Below are 15,433 nucleotides of genomic sequence, written 5' to 3'. Positions count from 1 at the left end.
GCGCACGCCGCCGGAGCGGCTGAGCTCTACACTCGAGCCATGGCGATCCAGAGCACCGTCACCCGGGCAGAGTCCCTGGTCGCCCATATCCAGGATCGGATCGCCGCGGGCGAACTCGCGCCCGGTGATCGGGTGGGCACCCGCAAGGAACTCCAGGAGGAGTCGGGGATGGCCCGCGGAACGGTCATAGAGGCCGTCCGGCTCCTGCAGGATCGGGGAGTCATCACCGTCCGGCCCGGGCCCGGCGGTGGCCTGTTCGTCGCCGAACCGTCGTCGGTGGTCCGGCTCGGCCGCACCCTGCTGACCGTCGAGGGCGACGCGGCGGGAGTCGCCGACGCCATCGCCGTCCGAGAAGAGTTGGAACCCCTCGTGACGGAACTGGCCGCCCGGCACCGGACCGCGGCCGACGTCGCCGACCTGCGGAGACTGATGACCGTCCTCGAGGACTCGGCCGGCGACCCCGAGGCGTTCATCCGCACCGTGTGGGATCTGCACCGCCGGATCGTGGCGATCGGCCCCAACCGGGTGTTGCGCGAAACCTATCTGAGCCTCGAAACCTACGTGGAGCAGCACGCGACGCGCGCGAGCCGCGAACGAAGCGCCACCAACAGCGAGTACTTCGCGCGACGGATCGACGTGCACCGCGCACTGGTCGATGCCATCGAGTCCGGCGACGCGGCGAGTGCCCGCGCGGCCGCGCAGGCGCACGCTCACTGAGCGATCACTTTTCGCCGCCCTTTCCCGAATGCAGTGCTTGACAGGGGGCAGTGGTCTGTGGCTACCATCACACATAACGGTTATAACCGTTTATGGACGAGTTGATCCTCCCTCACTGACCAGGAGTGTTCCGCATGAATTTCTCCACGTCCTCGCCCGGCGGCCGCGGCAGAGTGCTCGTGCCCGTCCTCTGCTGGGCTGCCCTCCTCAGCGACGGATACGACCTGTTCGTCTACGGCGCCACCCTGCCCGCCCTGATCGGGCACGCCCCGTGGTTCATCACCGCCGGCGCGGCAGGCACCGTGGGCAGCGCCGCCCTGGTCGGAGTCCTCATCGGTTCGCTGACGGCCGGGACGCTCACCGACATCCTCGGCCGTCGCCGCCTGTTCCTCGCGTGCCTGACGCTCTTCTCGACGGCAACCCTGGTCACCGCGATCGCCCCGACCTTCGAGATCTTCGCCGCAACCCGGTTGGTGGCCGGCCTGGGCATCGGCGGGTTGATGCCCACCGCCATCGCGATGGCGGCGGAGTTCGCGTCCCCCGCCTACCGGTCCCGGATCCTCGGCATGGTGCTCACCGGGCCGGCATTCGGCGGCGTCCTCGCATCGACCGCGTCCCTGCTGCTGCTCGAAGAGTTCGGCTTCCGCCCGGTCTACGCATTCGGTGCGGTTCCGCTGATCACGTTGCTGCCGTTGGCGTTCGCGTTTCTGCCGGAGTCGCGGGCGTTCGCCGTCGAACGATCCTCCGAGGGCCGGGCGTCGAAGTCGCCGGTCGCCAAGCTGTTCGGTGACGGGATGGGGCGGGCCACGGTCGGCATCTGGTTCGTCGCGATCTGCAGCATGCTCACCATGTTCGGGGTGACCACCTGGCTGCCGCAGATCATGCGTAATGCCGGTTACCCGATCGGTTCGGCGGTGACGTTCCTGCTCGTCTACAGCGCCGGCGCCATCGTCGGAACGCTGCTCGCCTCCGTGCTGGCCGAACGGTTCGGGCCCAAACCGCTGGTCCTGACCGGGTTTTCCACGGCCGCAGTCTCTCTCGCGCTGCTGGGCACGCACCCGCCGACCGCCGTCCTGATGCTGCTGGTGGCGCTGGCCGGATTCGGCGGCCTCGGCACCCAGAACATGCTCAACGATCACATCGCGACGTTCTACCCGGCCCGGTTCCGGGCAACCGGACTCGGGTGGGCGCTCGGAATCGGACGGGCAGGCGCGATCGCGGGCCCCACGTACGGCGCGTTCTTCGTCGCCGGTGGCGGTGCCGTCATCGTCAGCTCACTGGCATTCGCCGTGCCCGCGCTGATCGGCGGTGTTGTGATGGCCACCCTCCCGAGACGCCCCCGCGCGACCTCCGCCGATGCGGACAACCGCGTCGAAGCGGCCACCCCGCGCAGCACCGAAATTTCCCGCTAGAACTCGCCACCGAAGGGTGGCGGACGAAAAGGATGAAATAGATGAAGATTGTCGGTTACCGCAAGAAGGACAAGGACGCCGTAACCGTGGGTGTCCTCCGAGACGGCTTCGTTCGACCGCTCGCCGCACTCGAGGAATTCTGGAGCGACGCGGCCGGCTGGGTGGCACGGGCGGAACATCTCGAGGCGCCGGAGATCGACGTCACGCTCGTCAGCATGGTGCCGCCGGTGCCCGACTCCGCCCGCGTCATCTGCGTCGGCCTCAACTACAAGGCCCACGCCGCCGAGGGCGGCTTCACCCCGCCGACCCACCCGACGCTGTTCGGGCGGTGGACCCCGTCGCTCAGCGTCGATGGCGTCCCGACGCCGGTGCCGGCCAACGAGGCGGGCCTCGACTGGGAAGGTGAGGTGGCCGCGTTCATCGGCACCCGGCTCGAAAGCGTCGACGCGGCCACCGGCCAGGCCGGGGTGCTCGGCTACGCCTGCTTCAACGACCTCACCGCCCGCACGGCGCAGAAGCTGACGGCGCAATGGACGCTTGGCAAGAACGGGGACCGGTCCGGCCCCCTGGGCCCGCTGGTTCCCGTCGGTGAGGTCGGGGATCTGTCCGACGGTCTGCGGGTGCAGACCCGCGTCAACGGAACAGTCGTGCAGGACGGCAACACCCGGGACCTGATCTTTTCGGTCGGCGAGATCATCGCCCTCATCAGCGAGACGTTCACCCTGCACCCCGGCGACATCATCGCCACCGGCACCCCGGAGGGCGTCGGTTACGTGCGGAACCCACCGTGGCTGCTCGGGCCCGGCGATATCGTCGAGGTGGAGATCGACAAGCTCGGCGTCCTGCGGACCCCGATCGTCGATGCCAGCGGAAGGAAGGGCGCATGACCGACAACGCGTCCGAGGTAGCGCGGACCCCGGTACTGATCGCCGGCGGCGGACCGTCCGGACTCGCGGCCGCGCTCGAACTGGCCCACCACGGGGTGGCAAGCCTGGTCGTCGAACCGAGGGTCGACGTCGACGCCGAACGCCCGCGCGCCAAGACCACCAACGCTCGCACCATGACGCACCTGCGGCGGTGGGGACTGGCCGACGAGGTGCGTGCCGCGTCGCCGCTCCCCGTCGAGTGGGCGCAGGACATCGTGTTCTGCTCGACGCTCCTGGGCCACGAGATCACCCGGTTCGAGAACGGCTTCCAGCTCGATGTCGCCACCCCGACGCTGGCGCCCGAGCGCGGCCAGCAGGCACCGCAACCCGTCGTGGAAACTGTGCTGCGGGCAGCGGTGCAGCGCAGCGAACTCGCCACCCTGCAACTCGGCGCCCGCGTCACGTCGCTCGAGGAACTTGCCGACGGCACCGTCCGTGCGACGGTCGAAGGGCCGGGACCGACCCGAACGGTCGTGGCGGACTACGTCCTCGGGTGCGACGGCGGCGCGAGCGTCGTGCGCGAGTCCATCGGCGCCCGGTTCGAGGGCACGTCCGGTGAGCGCCCCAATCTCAGCATCCTGTTCCGTGCGCCGGGCCTGGCGGAGTGGGTGCCGTTCGACGGTGCCGTCCACCACTGGGTGATGGCGCCCGGGGCGGCGGGCATCGTGGGCCGGCTGGACCTGGCGGACACCTGGTGGGCGATCGTGCAGGGCGTCGACGTCCGGGACGAGGAGGTCGACGCCACCGCGCTCGTGCACAGGCTGATCGGTGAGCCGATCCCGGTCGAGATCATCGCCACCGACCCGTGGGTGGCACGAATGTTGCTGTCTGACAGTTACCGCAAGGGCAGGGTGTTTCTCGTCGGCGACGCCGCGCATCTCAATCCGCCGTGGGGCGGGCACGGGTACAACACGTGCATCGGTGACGCCGTCAACATCGCCTGGAAGATCGCGGCGACGCTGCGCGGCTGGGCCGGGCCGCAGCTGCTCGACAGTTACGAAGCCGAACGCCGGCCCGTCGCCGCCCGCACCATCGCCGAAGCCGGAGCGCAGGAAAAGGCTTTGGCACACCACTTCTCCACCGTCGAGATCGGTCAGGAAGGCCCGGTAGCGGAGGAGGCACGCCGTCGCACCGCAGAGGCGCTGGCCGTGAAGAAGAGCGAATTCCACTCGCTCGGACTCGTTCTCGGCTACGCCTACACCGACTCACCGGTCATCATTCCCGACGGGTCGACGCCGCCGGCGGAAGATCCCGTGGAGTACGTGCCCACCGCGTGCCCCGGAGCGCTACTGCCGCACGCGTGGTTGGGCGACGGTCGTTCGCTCTACGACGTTCTCGGCCCGGAGTACACCCTCGTCCTGCTGGATGCCGCGGGATCCTCGCGGCACACCGCAGAACTCGACGCGCTGACGGCGAAGGCCGCGGAACTGGGCGTCCCGCTGACGGTGCTACGGCTGTCCGACACCGGGGGAACTCTGGGCAGCCTCCTCGGCGGCCCCTTCGTCCTCGTCCGACCCGACCAGCACGTGGCGTGGCGGGGCGGCGACCTCGCGAACGCCGAGAAGGCGATCGACATCGCCGCGGGATGGTGACGAAACCTCCCCTCGCCGAACGCTGCTCCACCTCCACTCTCGAGAAGGAAGATTCACGTGTCTGCTCTCCATGAGGCGCCCCAGACGGCGACCAAGCTGCTCGTGACCGCCATGGGTTTGATCGATACGTTCGACCCCCGGCAACGGGCGACCGCGATCATCGACGACTTCGACGACCCGCGACGGCTGAACTGGGACATCATCCCCAAGCCGGACCGCACCGGCATCCCGCTCCACCAGCTGGACCGTCACCAGAAGGTGCTGGTGTGGGATCTGATCCGGTTGGCCGTGCCGCTGCGCACCTTCACGAAGGTGCTGTCGATTCCGCAACTCGAGCACGTGCTCCGGGACTACGAGCAGGATTTCCTCGGACCGGCACTGCAGACATGGCGCACGTCGGATTCGTACTTCCTGACGTTCTTCGGCCGGCCGGGTTTCGAGGACACCTGGACGATGCGCTTCCTCGGTCACCACGTGTGCCTCAACCTGACGATCGTCGACGAGCGGTGGATCTCCGCCACCCCGGTCGCGCTGGGCGCGCAGCCCACCGAGTACGACGGCGTGCTGAAACCGCTGGCCGACGACGAGGGCCTGGCCTTCGACCTGCTGGCCTCGCTGGACGACGAGCAGCGCGGCCACGCCGTCATCCATGACGTCGCGCCGGCCGACTTCGTGACCCGGCAGGTGCCGCGGATCGGGGCCTACGAGTACCCGGACCATTACGACCTCGGCATGCCCGGCTACACCATCACCGACGCGGACCGGGTCGCCCTGAAGTTCGTCCGCGACCGGCCGTCGGGCATCAGCGGCGCGAAATTGTCCGGTGACCAACAGCAAGCGCTGCTGGGGCTCGTGGACTGCTACCTCGAGCGACTGCCGGAGGAGGCCGGCGAACGCCACCGGCAGGCCCTGCGAGATGGGGGTATCGACCGGGTGTTCTTCGCGTGGGCCGGTGCGCAGAAGCGCGGCGCACCGCACTACTTCCGCGTCCACACAGACCGGTACCTCATCGAAGCGGTCAACGCCGTCGGCGGTGGAAATCACCTGCACACCGTGCTGCGGGACTTCGACAACGACTTCGGCCACGACCTGCTCGCACTCCACGCCGGGACCGACTCGAAGTGGGGCGGCGGGCACCTGAGCAGCCGGACGGTCTCCAGCGAACAGTCCGATCCGCACCTCGAACCCTGAGTGCCGCTCGGCCCCGCACAGCGCTGAGCGGGGCCCACTCCGGACTGCACGCCTCTGACCTCGGAGTGTGAGACTCGTCAAGTTTGCCCATTTCGGTTTCCTTGTTGCCTTATCAGTGGCGACACTGGTGAAGCAGGCAATTTACGTGAACGAAACAATGAGGTGAATCGTGTTGGGGCGCTCGAAGGCAACCGTGGTGTACTCGGTGTCGGGTCGACCGTCCAACCCGTTCGCACGACCGGTCGATCGCTACGCGGCCACCCTGAGATCCGTCATCGCTGCACTCGCCGGTATCGCGATCGTGCTCGCCGCCGTGATGGGCACCTGGCAATGGAACCAGGAGAGTGCGCGGGCCGCGCAGCAGCGCGCCACCACCACCCTCGTCAAGGCCGTCACCAGCACCGACGCCCCCATCACCATGTCGCCCCGCGGCTCGGTCCGGACCACTCCGATGGTCGAGGCGACGTGGTCCTGGACCGCCGAGTCGCGCACTCAGAGCATCGAGGTCCCCTCGGGGACGCCTGCGGGCACCGAGAAGACCATCGCCGTCGACGCGGACGGCAACTGGGCAGGCCCGAGGGTCACCACCTCCGACGTCGTCAGCAGCGCTGTCGCGGCCGTGCTCCTCACCCTCGCGGCCAGTGCGCTGCTCCTCGGCATGGTGTGGGCGATGTGCGCCCGCGCCGTCGAACGCCGCCGCCAGCAGTACTGGGACGAGAGCATCCGCAGGCTGTTCGCCACCTACAGTCGCTGATCCTTCCCTCGACGGTCACCTCCTGATTGCGCCGTCCCCACGACGGTTTCGGTGCGCTCGCTCCGGGCTATTCAGGTGATGCCGAGGAAAGGTGGAGCCATGTCCGACAGGGATGCTTCCATATTCGAGAGCGAGCGGGAGCTCGACGAGGATTCCGTCCGGAACGCTCAGCGAACCGTTGCCCACCACTCGATCGACGCCGACGATTGCCGGATGCTGCTCGCTGCGCTCGGCATCCCCCTCGTCCGCGAGACCGACAAACAGACGCTCTCCGGCACGGCCGGCGCCGAAGCACTGTGACCTGCTCACAGTGACTCCGTTGTGACCTGCTCACAGTGACTTCGTGGTGACCTCCTCACAGTGACTTCGCAGCGAATCTCCAGGGTGCCCGCACCGGGGGCCGTTTGTATGGGACCCAACCCCGAAACAGCCCTTGGAGGTCCCCATGACCAACAGCCCGCGTCACCACCACGCCGAAGAAGTGCACGAGCACGATCGCGGTCTCAGCCATGACCTGAAGTCGATGTTGTCGCGTCGCCGCGCCTTGTTCGTGTTCGGCGCCGCGGGAGCGACCGCGCTCGCCGCCTGTTCGACGGCAGGCGGCGAGCAGGCGGCGAGATCGTCCTCGACGACGGACGCGGCAGCGACCACGGCGGACACGGCGAGCGACGGCACGTGCGTGGCGGCGGCGCCGCAGGAAACGGCCGGACCGTATCCCGGTGACGGGTCCAACGGCCCGAACGTCCTGGTCGAGTCGGGGATCGTGCGCCAGGACATCCGCAGCAGCTTCGGTGCGTACTCCGGGACGGCGGAGGGTGTCGCGACGACCATCGAACTCGACCTGCAGGACCTGACGAAGGACTGTGCGGCGGGCGCCGGAATGGCCGTCTACCTGTGGCACTGCGACCGGGACGGCGAGTACTCGCTCTACGGCAAGGGCATCACCGAGCAGAACTACCTGCGCGGCGTCCAGGTGGCGGATTCGGCGGGCAAGGTGTCGTTCACGTCGATCTTCCCGGCCTGCTATTCCGGGCGCTGGCCGCACATCCACTTCGAGGTGTTCGACACCCTCGAATCGGCGGTGGCCGGGGAGGACGCCCGTCTGACGTCGCAGATCGCGGTGCCGCAGGACCCGTGCGCCACGGTCTTCGCGTACGACACCGGCTACGCGAACAGTGTCTCCAACCTGTCGAAGGTCTCCCTCGACTCGGACAACGTGTTCGGCGACGGCTGGGACGCCGAACTGGCCACCGTGACCGGCGAGCCCGCCACCGGCATGACCATCGCGATCACGATCGGCGTCGCCGAGAAGTCGGCGAACACGCAGTCCGCGCCGGCCGGTCCGGGTGGGGGCGGCGGACAACCGCCGGCAGGGGCGCCCGGCCGGTAGTGCCGGCCCGTCAGCTGACGTGCCACCCCGGAGGTCTGTCGAGTTCGTTCCATTCGCGGGTCAACCGGGCCTGCTGGCGGCGGGACGCAACCCAGTGGACGATCAGGAACAGGAGGCAGTAGCCGCCGGTCGACGCCACCCAGATCCCGCACGCGACGCTCACCGCCGTGGCGGCGTTCTGCGAACCGGTCTCCGGTGCGGCGACGAGGTCGCCGTTCGGGCCGAGCCAGACGGTGACGGTCTGACCGGCCTTCGCACCCGCTGCGGTGGGAACGTCGGCGGTGTGCGTCTGCCCGTTCACCGACCACTGCACCCGCGCGTGGGCTTGGTACTGCGGTGCCGCGGACAGGGCCTCGCCGGCGCTCCCGCTGCGGGAATCCTCCACGAGCGTCGCGGGGGTCGAGTGCTGGGTGGCGAGTGCGGCCTGGGTCTGATTGTCCAGCCGCGAGTACGTCTCGGTTCCGACGGCCGCGGCCAGTGGAATCATCAGGAGCACGAAGACCACCCCGACGAGGACCAGCGCGGATCGCAGTCGGTCGCAACCCCGCATGAGTGGGTTGCGGCTCCACGGACCCAGACGCCACAGGCGTATCGGCGCTGCACACGTTTCGCTCATCGCGCACCTCCGGGTGGTTGCCCACCACCATTGTGCAACCGAAACGCCTGCGCGTGTAGGGCCTTCTGTCAGGTCTTCCTGCCTGGCCTCGATTCGCGCCCCGCCCGCCGAGTCAGACCTTTTGCACGAGGTCCGGCCACGGAGGACGGCGGAGCATGGCGAGGGTGGCGATCACGGCGGCCGCCAGTCCGATGAATTCGCCGAAGAGCGCTACCCGATTGCCGTCGACGGCGGGCTCCCACGACACGGTGCCGCCGTGGACGACGAAGACGCCGACCGGCGCGGGGCCCAGGACGCCGCGATATCTGGTCACGGTGAGGATGGTGGCTCCGTCGGTCGTCTCGTAGGGCTCGCCGTAGATCCGCGCGGCGGCGTTTGCCTCCGACTGGTTCACCACGTCCCGAAGTTTCACCGCGACTCCTCTCGCCGTCCGATCGAAGACCGATCTCATGATGGCACTCGGGCCCGCCCCCTACGGGGCATTCCCGGATCGCGCGTCAGGCACCGACGCCGGCGAAGGCCTCGGTCAACGCCTCGATGCCCGCGCGGACCGTGGGCCGGTCGTTGTCGGCGCGGCGGAGTGCGTAGATCTCCCGCTCGAGAGTGGGACGCACCGGGACGATCGCGACGTTGTCCGGCACCCAGACGCGGGCGAGGCGCGGCACGAGGGCGGCGGCGAGTCCGTGTGCGACGAATTCGAGTTGCGCCGCGAATTCGGGTGCTTCGTATCGGATGTCCGGTTCGATGCCGCGGTTGCGCAGCGTCTGCACCAGCCAAGTGTGGAACACCGCCCCCTTCTTCCACGTCGTCCACGGCATGTCCGCGATCTCGTCGAGGTCGACGTGGTCGCGGGATGCGAGGGGATGGTCCCGGGACAGTGCGACGTCGGCCGAGTCCCGGTGCACCAGGGTGTGCACGGCGTCCTCGGGGAGGTGCAGGGGCATCGTGACCCAGCTGTCGACGACGGCGAGGTCGAGTTCGCGGCGCACGATCGCCGGTATGAGCTCCTCGGTCTCGCCGGCGGAGAAGCTGACCGCGAGTTGCGGGTGCCGGCTGCGCAGCGTGGCCACCGCGGTCGGCACGACGACCCTGCCTGCGGAGGAGAACGATCCGATGCGCAGTTCGCCCACCACGTCGCGATCGAGGGAGACGACCTCGGATTCGGCCTGCGCCAGCAGTGATATCGCTTCCTGTCCCCGGCGGGCCAGGAGCCGGCCGGCGTCGGTGAGCTGAACGCCGCGGCCCGCGGGCACCAGGAGTGTGACGCCGACCTCGCGTTCGAACTTGCCGAGTTGCTGCGACACCCCGGACGGTGTGACGTGCAGGGCACGCGCTGCGGCACCGATCGAGCCGTGTTCGGCGACGGCGCACAGCGCGCGGAGGCGCTCCAAACTCAACATGGTAGTGATGCTACTGCTTTCATGACACGACTATTCACTTGTTGTAATGGTTGGCGGCTCGGAGAATTCTCGGTGTGACTACTGCCCTCCGTTTGCGTCCCCGTGCCCTCGTCAGCCCCTCGTTCAGCATCGCGTCCGTGGATCCGCGACTGCTCGTTCTGGCGGGTGCGGTGGCAACTTCGCTGACCGGCAGTCTCATCAAATTGTCCGGGGTGGAGCCGGCCACGTCGACGTTCTTCCGGTGTGCGCTGGCGTTGCCGATTCTCGGTTTCCTCGCCCTGCAGGAGTTTCGGCGGCACGGCGGCATTCCTCTCCGGGTGATCGCCGCCCAGGTGCTCGGCGGGATGATGCTCGGTGTCGACTTCGCACTGTGGGCGCGATCGATCCAGATGATCGGGGCCGGGATCTCGACGGTCGTCGTCAACGTCCAGGTCATCGTCGTGCCACTGCTGGCGTGGATCGTCTTCCGTGCGCGGGTGCCGCTCCGGTTCGTGGTGGCGGTGCCGTTCCTGTTCGCCGGAGTGGCTCTCGCCGGCGGAATCCTCGGCGGCAGCGGCGAGGGCGACCAGTTGTTCCTGGGAACCCTGCTGTCGCTGGCCGCGGGCGTGGCCTACGGGATCTACATCTTCGTCATCGGCCGGGCGGGATCCGCGCACCGGGCGTCGTCGCAGGTGTTCGTGTCGACGATCGCCGCGGGCGTCGTCGGGACCGCGGTGGGATCGCTCTGGGGAACGGTGGACCTCACGCCCGGCTGGCCCGCGCTGGGTTGGTTGGCGGCGCTGTCGCTGAGCAGCCAGGTGCTCGGCTGGGTCCTCATCGGATTCGCGCTGCCGAGGCTCGCCGCCGAGGTGGGTGCCACGCTGCTGCTGCTCCAGCCGGTCCTGGCGATGCTGTTCTCCATCGTGATCGTGCACGAGCGTCCGAGCATCGGGCAGTTCGCCGGCTGCGCACTGGTCGTCGCGGCGGTGTGGATGGTCACCCGGGTGCGACCGGCGGGCCGTCGTTCGGTGACCGCGCGCATCGCCGAATCACCCGCGGCACGACCCGTGGTCAGGCGTTCCACCCCGTCCGCAGTGACGGTTCGTCGGCCGGCGGCTCGGGCGGGTGGTGTCGCTGCTTCGCGGTGTACAGCTCACGGTCGGCCCGTCGATAGAGCGCGGTGAGCGGGTCGGACTCTCCGGTGCACGACGCGACGCCGAAGCTGAACGAGGTGGGGCTCTGCCGCGCGAGTCGCACCATCACCTCGGGCAGCTCGGCGTGGTGCTCGCCGACCATGCAGCTGACGAACTCGTCGCCACCGACCCGGGCGAGCAGGGCGCCGCGGGGCAGGTGCGCGGCGAGGTAGTTCGCCAGATCGACGAGAACGGCGTCCCCCGCAGCGTGGCCGTAGTGGTCGTTGGTCGACTTGAATTGGTCGACGTCGATGAGCGCCAACGTGACCGAGGCCTGCTCCGTGCCCGCGCTCGCGAGCGCGTCCCGGAACGCGAGTTCGAACCCTGCGCGGTTGAGCAGGGCGGTCAGTGCGTCGGTGCTGGCCGATTCGATCAGCGTCCGGGTCAGTGATCCGAACATCTCGGCCGCACCGATCACACAGGTGACCGCCACGACGAGAACGGCAGCCTTCACGGTCGCCGTGTCGACGTCGACGGGCACCAGTGTGAAGGCGGTGGGAGCGAGAACGACCCCGACCGCCATGAATCCGGTGAGGCAACCGACGAGGAGCCTCGCCTGCAGTTTCGGGTAGAACACGACGAAATACATCGCCAGGAACGTCGCCGCGATCGCGCAGAGCAATTGGGCGGCGGCAAGAATGAGACCCGACATCACGATCGGTGTGGCGAGCAGTGCCGCCGCGGTGCTGACCTGGTAGGCCCGCCGTCCCGGCCTGCGTCCGCCCCGGTACAGCACCACGAGTGCGATCACTCCGAGGAGGATGCCGGCCGAGCGCGCGACGACGGTCTCCGGCCGGATCGGCAACCCGACCATCGGAGGCAGAACGAACCCGGCCAGGTGCAGCGCCGTCGTGATCCACAGGTAGCGGCGCAGGATGCGCGGCTGATAGTCCTGAAGGACCGTGTCGACGGACGAAGCAGCGAGGGGCCTCACTCTGGCAATTATCCAGGACCGGTCCCGGGAAAGGCGGGGCCTTTGGTCACCGCCCCTCCCGGGGAGACGTGTCAGCCGGTGGTGGCCGCCTGGATCGGCGCGGCGGCGTCGTGCCACGGCGGTGTCTGGATTCCGGCGCCCTCGTACATCGGGAGTCGAATGTCGCTGCCGTACCGGGCGATCTGGTGCCAGGGGCGGTTGAGACCGAACGTGCCGTAGGTGCGGACCCGGGTCACGGCGTCGAGGTCGAGGGTGTCGACGAGGATCTCCTCGCCCGAGCCTGCCTGCTGGCGGATGATGCCCTCGGGGTCGACCACCACGCTCGCACCGACGCCGGCCGGGTCGGCGCCGTTGACATTGACGACGTAGACCTGGTTGGTCCAGGCGTTGGCCCGCGAACAGACGAGTTCCATCTCGCGGTCGCGGGTGGTGGTGAGGGTGGGTTGGATGATCACTTCGGCGCCGAGCCACGCGAGTTGGCGTGCGGTCTCGGGGAAGGAGCCGTCGTAGCAGATCGCCAGCCCGATCCGGCCGGTGCCGGGGATGTCGAAGACGACGAATTCGCTGCCGGGTGCGGTGTGCTCGTAGGGCTGCCAGGGGAAGACCTTGCGGTAGCGGGCCACGACCTCGCCGAGCGGCGACACGGCGACGGCGGTGTTGTAGATCCTGTTGTCGTCGCGTTCGTAGAGGCTTCCCGGCACCAGCCACAGGCCGGTCTCCTCGGCGAGCGCGCAGATCCGGTCGAGGTGGGGGCCGTCGAGCGGCAGGGCCACCCGGTCCATCCAGTCGGAGCGGGACTCGAGGAGGGGCGCCTCGGCGGCCAGCAGGAGTTCGGGGACCACGACGAGTTCGACGTGCGGGAAGGTGTCGCGCACGGCGCGGATCTGGTCGGCGAACCGCTGCCAGGTGGCGTCCACGTCGAACGCGATCGGGGCGGTCTGGATGGCGGCGATGGTCAGTGTGCGCATGGTTCAGTCCTCTGTGACGGTCAGTCGGGTGACGGCGGTGCGGCCGTCTCGGAAGAAGCGGCGGAAGCGGGTGCGGACGAGCACCATCGCGACGGCACCGACGGCGATCGAACCGACACCGAGCAGGAACACCCCGCCGATGCCGTGGAACGAGGTCGCCCCGTAGTCGGGGGCGAGCATGTCGTGGGCGCTGCGCGCGAAGGCGGCGAGCATGATCGCCGCGCCCAGTGCGGGCAGGATGCCGCGGAGGAACAGGTTGCGCGGGGAGTCGTTCAGGCGGTGCCGGAAGTGCCAGACGCAGGCGAGGCCGGTGACGCCGTAGTAGAACGCGATGAGCAGGCCGATCGACAGGATGGCGTCGCCGAGGAAGTTGCCCGAGACGAGCGTGAGGGCGGTGAGCAGGACCGCGGCGGTCGCCCCGAAGAACACGGTGCCGAACGCGGGGGTGCGGTAGGTGGGGTGAATGCGGGTGAAGGCGCGGGGCAGTGCGCCGTGAGCGCCCATGGAAAGGGTGGCGCGTGAGCTCCCGATGACACAGGTGAGCAGCGCCGAGATCGCCGACACGCAGATGGCGAGTTCGACCACCTTCGACAGGCCCGCGCCGAGAACCGGTGGCCCGAGCGTGGCGAGTACGTCGCCCGCGTTGTCCGGATTGCCCAGGCCCAGCCCGTCGGTGCCGATGCCGGCGAAGCTGATCGCGGCGAATCCGGTGAAGAGGTACGTGCCCAGTAGGACGAGGGTGGAGATCACCGCGGCCTGACCCGGGATGCGGTCGCTGTCGCGGGTTTCCTCGTTGACGGTGATCAGCGCGTCCCACCCCCAGTAGATGAACAGGCACAGCAGTACCGCCTCCGCGAAGGGGCCGAAGCCGCCGAACGCGAACGGGTTCAGCCAGGACAGGCTCGGTGCGGACGCGCCGGTGCGGGCGAACGCGGCCGCTCCGAAGCCGAACAGGGCGACCAGTTGCAGCCCCAGCAGCACGTATTGCACGGACGCGGCGAGTTGCAGACCGCGGTAGGCGATCGTGGTGACCGCGGCGACGAGCAGGACGGCCGTGACGATCACCGCGACATTGTTGGTCGCCAGCGACTCCAGGCCGAGCAGCGTCAAGAGGTACCCGGCTCCGACCCGGGCGAGTGCCGTCATCGCGATGAGGGTCGCGATCTGCACCACCCAGCCGCCGGACAGCCATCCCGTGTGCGGACCGAACGCGCGGGTGGTCCAGACGAACGTGGTGCCGCAGTCCGGCATCTCCCGATTCAGCTCGCGAAAAGCGAACGCGGTCAGAAGGATCGGCACGAAGCCGAGAAGCAGGGCGGCGGGTGCGAGGTTGCCGACGACCATCGTCACGAAACCGAGGGTGACGGCGATGCTGTACGCCGGCGCGACCGACGACAGGCCGAGCGCGACGGCGGCGAGCAGGCCGACGGAACCGCCCTGCAGGCCCTTCCCGGTGGGTGCCTGCGGTGGGTCGAGGCTTGTCTCGGCGTCGGTGGGGTTGGTCGGCACGGTGACTCCTGAGCTCGAATGGATTCTTTAAATAGAAATTTAAGAACAGTGTGATCTACCTGTCAACAGCTGGGCAGGTATTGTCTAAACTTTCGTATAAGAACTCGGTGAGAGTGGGGCGAAGGCAGTGGCGCGGAAGAAGGACCAGAGAGCACGCCGGGCCGAACTCGGCGAGGCCGTCCAGCGGGCGGTGCTCGCGCGCGGACTGGAGGGGGTGCGTCTGCGCGACATCGCGGAGCAGGCCGGGGTCACGCCCGCGGCGGTGCTCTACTACGGCGACCTCGATGCGCTGATCTACGAGACGTACCAGCGGGCCATCGAGCGCTTCAGTCAGGAGCGCGAGCGCGTCGCCGAACAGTTTCCCGACGCGCGTGACCGCCTCCGCGCCTGCATCGACCACGGCGTTGCCAGTGGGCCGGACGACGAACTGGTTCGGCTCCTGTTCGAGTGCTGGCCGCGATCGCTGCGCGACGCCAAGGCCGCGGCCCTGGACAGTTCCTTGACCGAGCGTCAAATTGCCGTCTACTACGGCATTCTCGTCATCGGGCAGACGCAGGGACACTTCGCGCTCACCGACCCGCCGCGCATGCTCGCCGCCAATTTCGTCGCGATGGAGGACGGCTACCAGATGGAGGTGCTGGCCGGGCGGCGCAGCCGCGTCGAAGTGATCGCCAGCCTTCACTCCTACGCGCGCGCGGCGACGGGCCACGATCTGGGCTAGGCGGAGTACGGGATACTCGGAGTAACGGATAGGTTGGACGCCCGTCACCGCCCGGCGCCGAGTACCGACAAGGAGTCTCTCTTGACTTCCTCTCGGCCGTGAACGACCGAGGTTCCCCGGGACTCGCGTCC

The 15,433-nt window shown here is 68.8% G+C and carries 16 protein-coding genes; 10 read left to right on the top strand and 6 right to left on the bottom strand.

Annotated elements, in window-relative coordinates; genetic code table 11:
• The first annotated feature begins 39 nt into the window (after positions 1-39).
• From BLV94_RS26050 to BLV94_RS26015, 8 genes are all read left to right on the top strand, one after another.
• The gene (locus tag BLV94_RS26050; RefSeq protein WP_072949549.1) at positions 40-717 is read left to right on the top strand and encodes a FadR/GntR family transcriptional regulator; all 678 of its coding nucleotides are present in this window, start codon (positions 40-42) and stop codon (positions 715-717) included.
• 134 nt (positions 718-851) lie between these two features.
• Positions 852-2,129 (top strand): MFS transporter, encoded by a 1,278-nt coding sequence (locus BLV94_RS26045; protein WP_072949592.1) that lies wholly within the window; start codon positions 852-854, stop codon positions 2,127-2,129.
• Between the two features lie 41 nt (positions 2,130-2,170).
• On the top strand, positions 2,171-3,016 hold the full coding sequence (locus BLV94_RS26040) for a fumarylacetoacetate hydrolase family protein (RefSeq protein ID WP_072949546.1): 846 nt from the start codon (positions 2,171-2,173) through the stop codon (positions 3,014-3,016).
• Positions 3,013-4,647, top strand: coding sequence for an FAD-dependent oxidoreductase (locus BLV94_RS26035; protein WP_072949544.1), 1,635 nt, complete (start codon positions 3,013-3,015; stop codon positions 4,645-4,647). Before BLV94_RS26040 ends, BLV94_RS26035 begins: the two co-directional genes overlap by 4 nt.
• A gap of 57 nt (positions 4,648-4,704) precedes the next feature.
• The gene (locus tag BLV94_RS26030) at positions 4,705-5,838 is read left to right on the top strand and encodes a DUF3500 domain-containing protein (protein WP_072949542.1); all 1,134 of its coding nucleotides are present in this window, start codon (positions 4,705-4,707) and stop codon (positions 5,836-5,838) included.
• Between the two features lie 169 nt (positions 5,839-6,007).
• Positions 6,008-6,592, top strand: a complete 585-nt coding sequence (locus BLV94_RS26025) for an Rv1733c family protein (protein ID WP_072949540.1) — start codon at positions 6,008-6,010, stop codon at positions 6,590-6,592.
• A 99-nt stretch (positions 6,593-6,691) separates the two neighbouring features.
• Positions 6,692-6,892, top strand: coding sequence for a hypothetical protein (locus BLV94_RS26020; RefSeq protein WP_072949538.1), 201 nt, complete (start codon positions 6,692-6,694; stop codon positions 6,890-6,892).
• Positions 6,893-7,037: 145 nt separating this feature from the next.
• Entirely contained in the window at positions 7,038-7,982 is a 945-nt protein-coding gene (locus BLV94_RS26015) for a dioxygenase family protein (RefSeq protein WP_072949535.1), read from the top strand.
• A gap of 10 nt (positions 7,983-7,992) precedes the next feature.
• On the opposite strand, the gene BLV94_RS26010 is transcribed toward BLV94_RS26015, so the two are convergent.
• From BLV94_RS26010 to BLV94_RS26000, 3 genes are all read right to left on the bottom strand, one after another.
• Complete coding sequence (locus BLV94_RS26010; RefSeq protein ID WP_179377888.1) at positions 7,993-8,598, bottom strand: Rv1733c family protein; 606 nt, start codon at positions 8,596-8,598, stop codon at positions 7,993-7,995.
• Between the two features lie 112 nt (positions 8,599-8,710).
• On the bottom strand, positions 8,711-9,010 hold the full coding sequence (locus BLV94_RS26005; protein ID WP_095865705.1) for a hypothetical protein: 300 nt from the start codon (positions 9,008-9,010) through the stop codon (positions 8,711-8,713).
• An 85-nt stretch (positions 9,011-9,095) separates the two neighbouring features.
• Complete coding sequence (locus tag BLV94_RS26000) at positions 9,096-9,998, bottom strand: LysR family transcriptional regulator (protein WP_072949528.1); 903 nt, start codon at positions 9,996-9,998, stop codon at positions 9,096-9,098.
• Positions 9,999-10,072: 74 nt separating this feature from the next.
• Between BLV94_RS26000 and BLV94_RS25995 the strand changes: the two genes are divergently transcribed.
• Complete coding sequence (locus BLV94_RS25995; protein ID WP_072949526.1) at positions 10,073-11,161, top strand: DMT family transporter; 1,089 nt, start codon at positions 10,073-10,075, stop codon at positions 11,159-11,161.
• Here BLV94_RS25995 and BLV94_RS25990 read toward each other — a convergent pair.
• From BLV94_RS25990 to BLV94_RS25980, 3 genes are all read right to left on the bottom strand, one after another.
• Positions 11,049-12,104, bottom strand: a complete 1,056-nt coding sequence (locus BLV94_RS25990) for a GGDEF domain-containing protein (RefSeq protein WP_072949524.1) — start codon at positions 12,102-12,104, stop codon at positions 11,049-11,051. The genes BLV94_RS25995 and BLV94_RS25990 overlap by 113 nt on opposite strands.
• A 71-nt stretch (positions 12,105-12,175) precedes the next feature.
• Complete coding sequence (locus BLV94_RS25985) at positions 12,176-13,072, bottom strand: carbon-nitrogen hydrolase family protein (RefSeq protein WP_072949521.1); 897 nt, start codon at positions 13,070-13,072, stop codon at positions 12,176-12,178.
• 3 nt (positions 13,073-13,075) lie between these two features.
• On the bottom strand, positions 13,076-14,581 hold the full coding sequence (locus BLV94_RS25980; RefSeq protein ID WP_072949519.1) for an APC family permease: 1,506 nt from the start codon (positions 14,579-14,581) through the stop codon (positions 13,076-13,078).
• A gap of 127 nt (positions 14,582-14,708) precedes the next feature.
• On the opposite strand from BLV94_RS25980, the gene BLV94_RS25975 reads away from it, so the two are divergent.
• On the top strand, positions 14,709-15,302 hold the full coding sequence (locus tag BLV94_RS25975) for a TetR/AcrR family transcriptional regulator (RefSeq protein WP_072949517.1): 594 nt from the start codon (positions 14,709-14,711) through the stop codon (positions 15,300-15,302).
• Positions 15,303-15,433: the final 131 nt, after the last annotated feature.

The organism is Rhodococcus koreensis (assembly GCF_900105905.1).
Classification (GTDB): Bacteria; Actinomycetota; Actinomycetes; order Mycobacteriales; family Mycobacteriaceae; genus Rhodococcus_F; species Rhodococcus_F koreensis.
The sequence above is the reverse complement of the archived record's forward strand: the minus strand, read 5'-3'. Positions and strand labels throughout refer to the sequence as shown.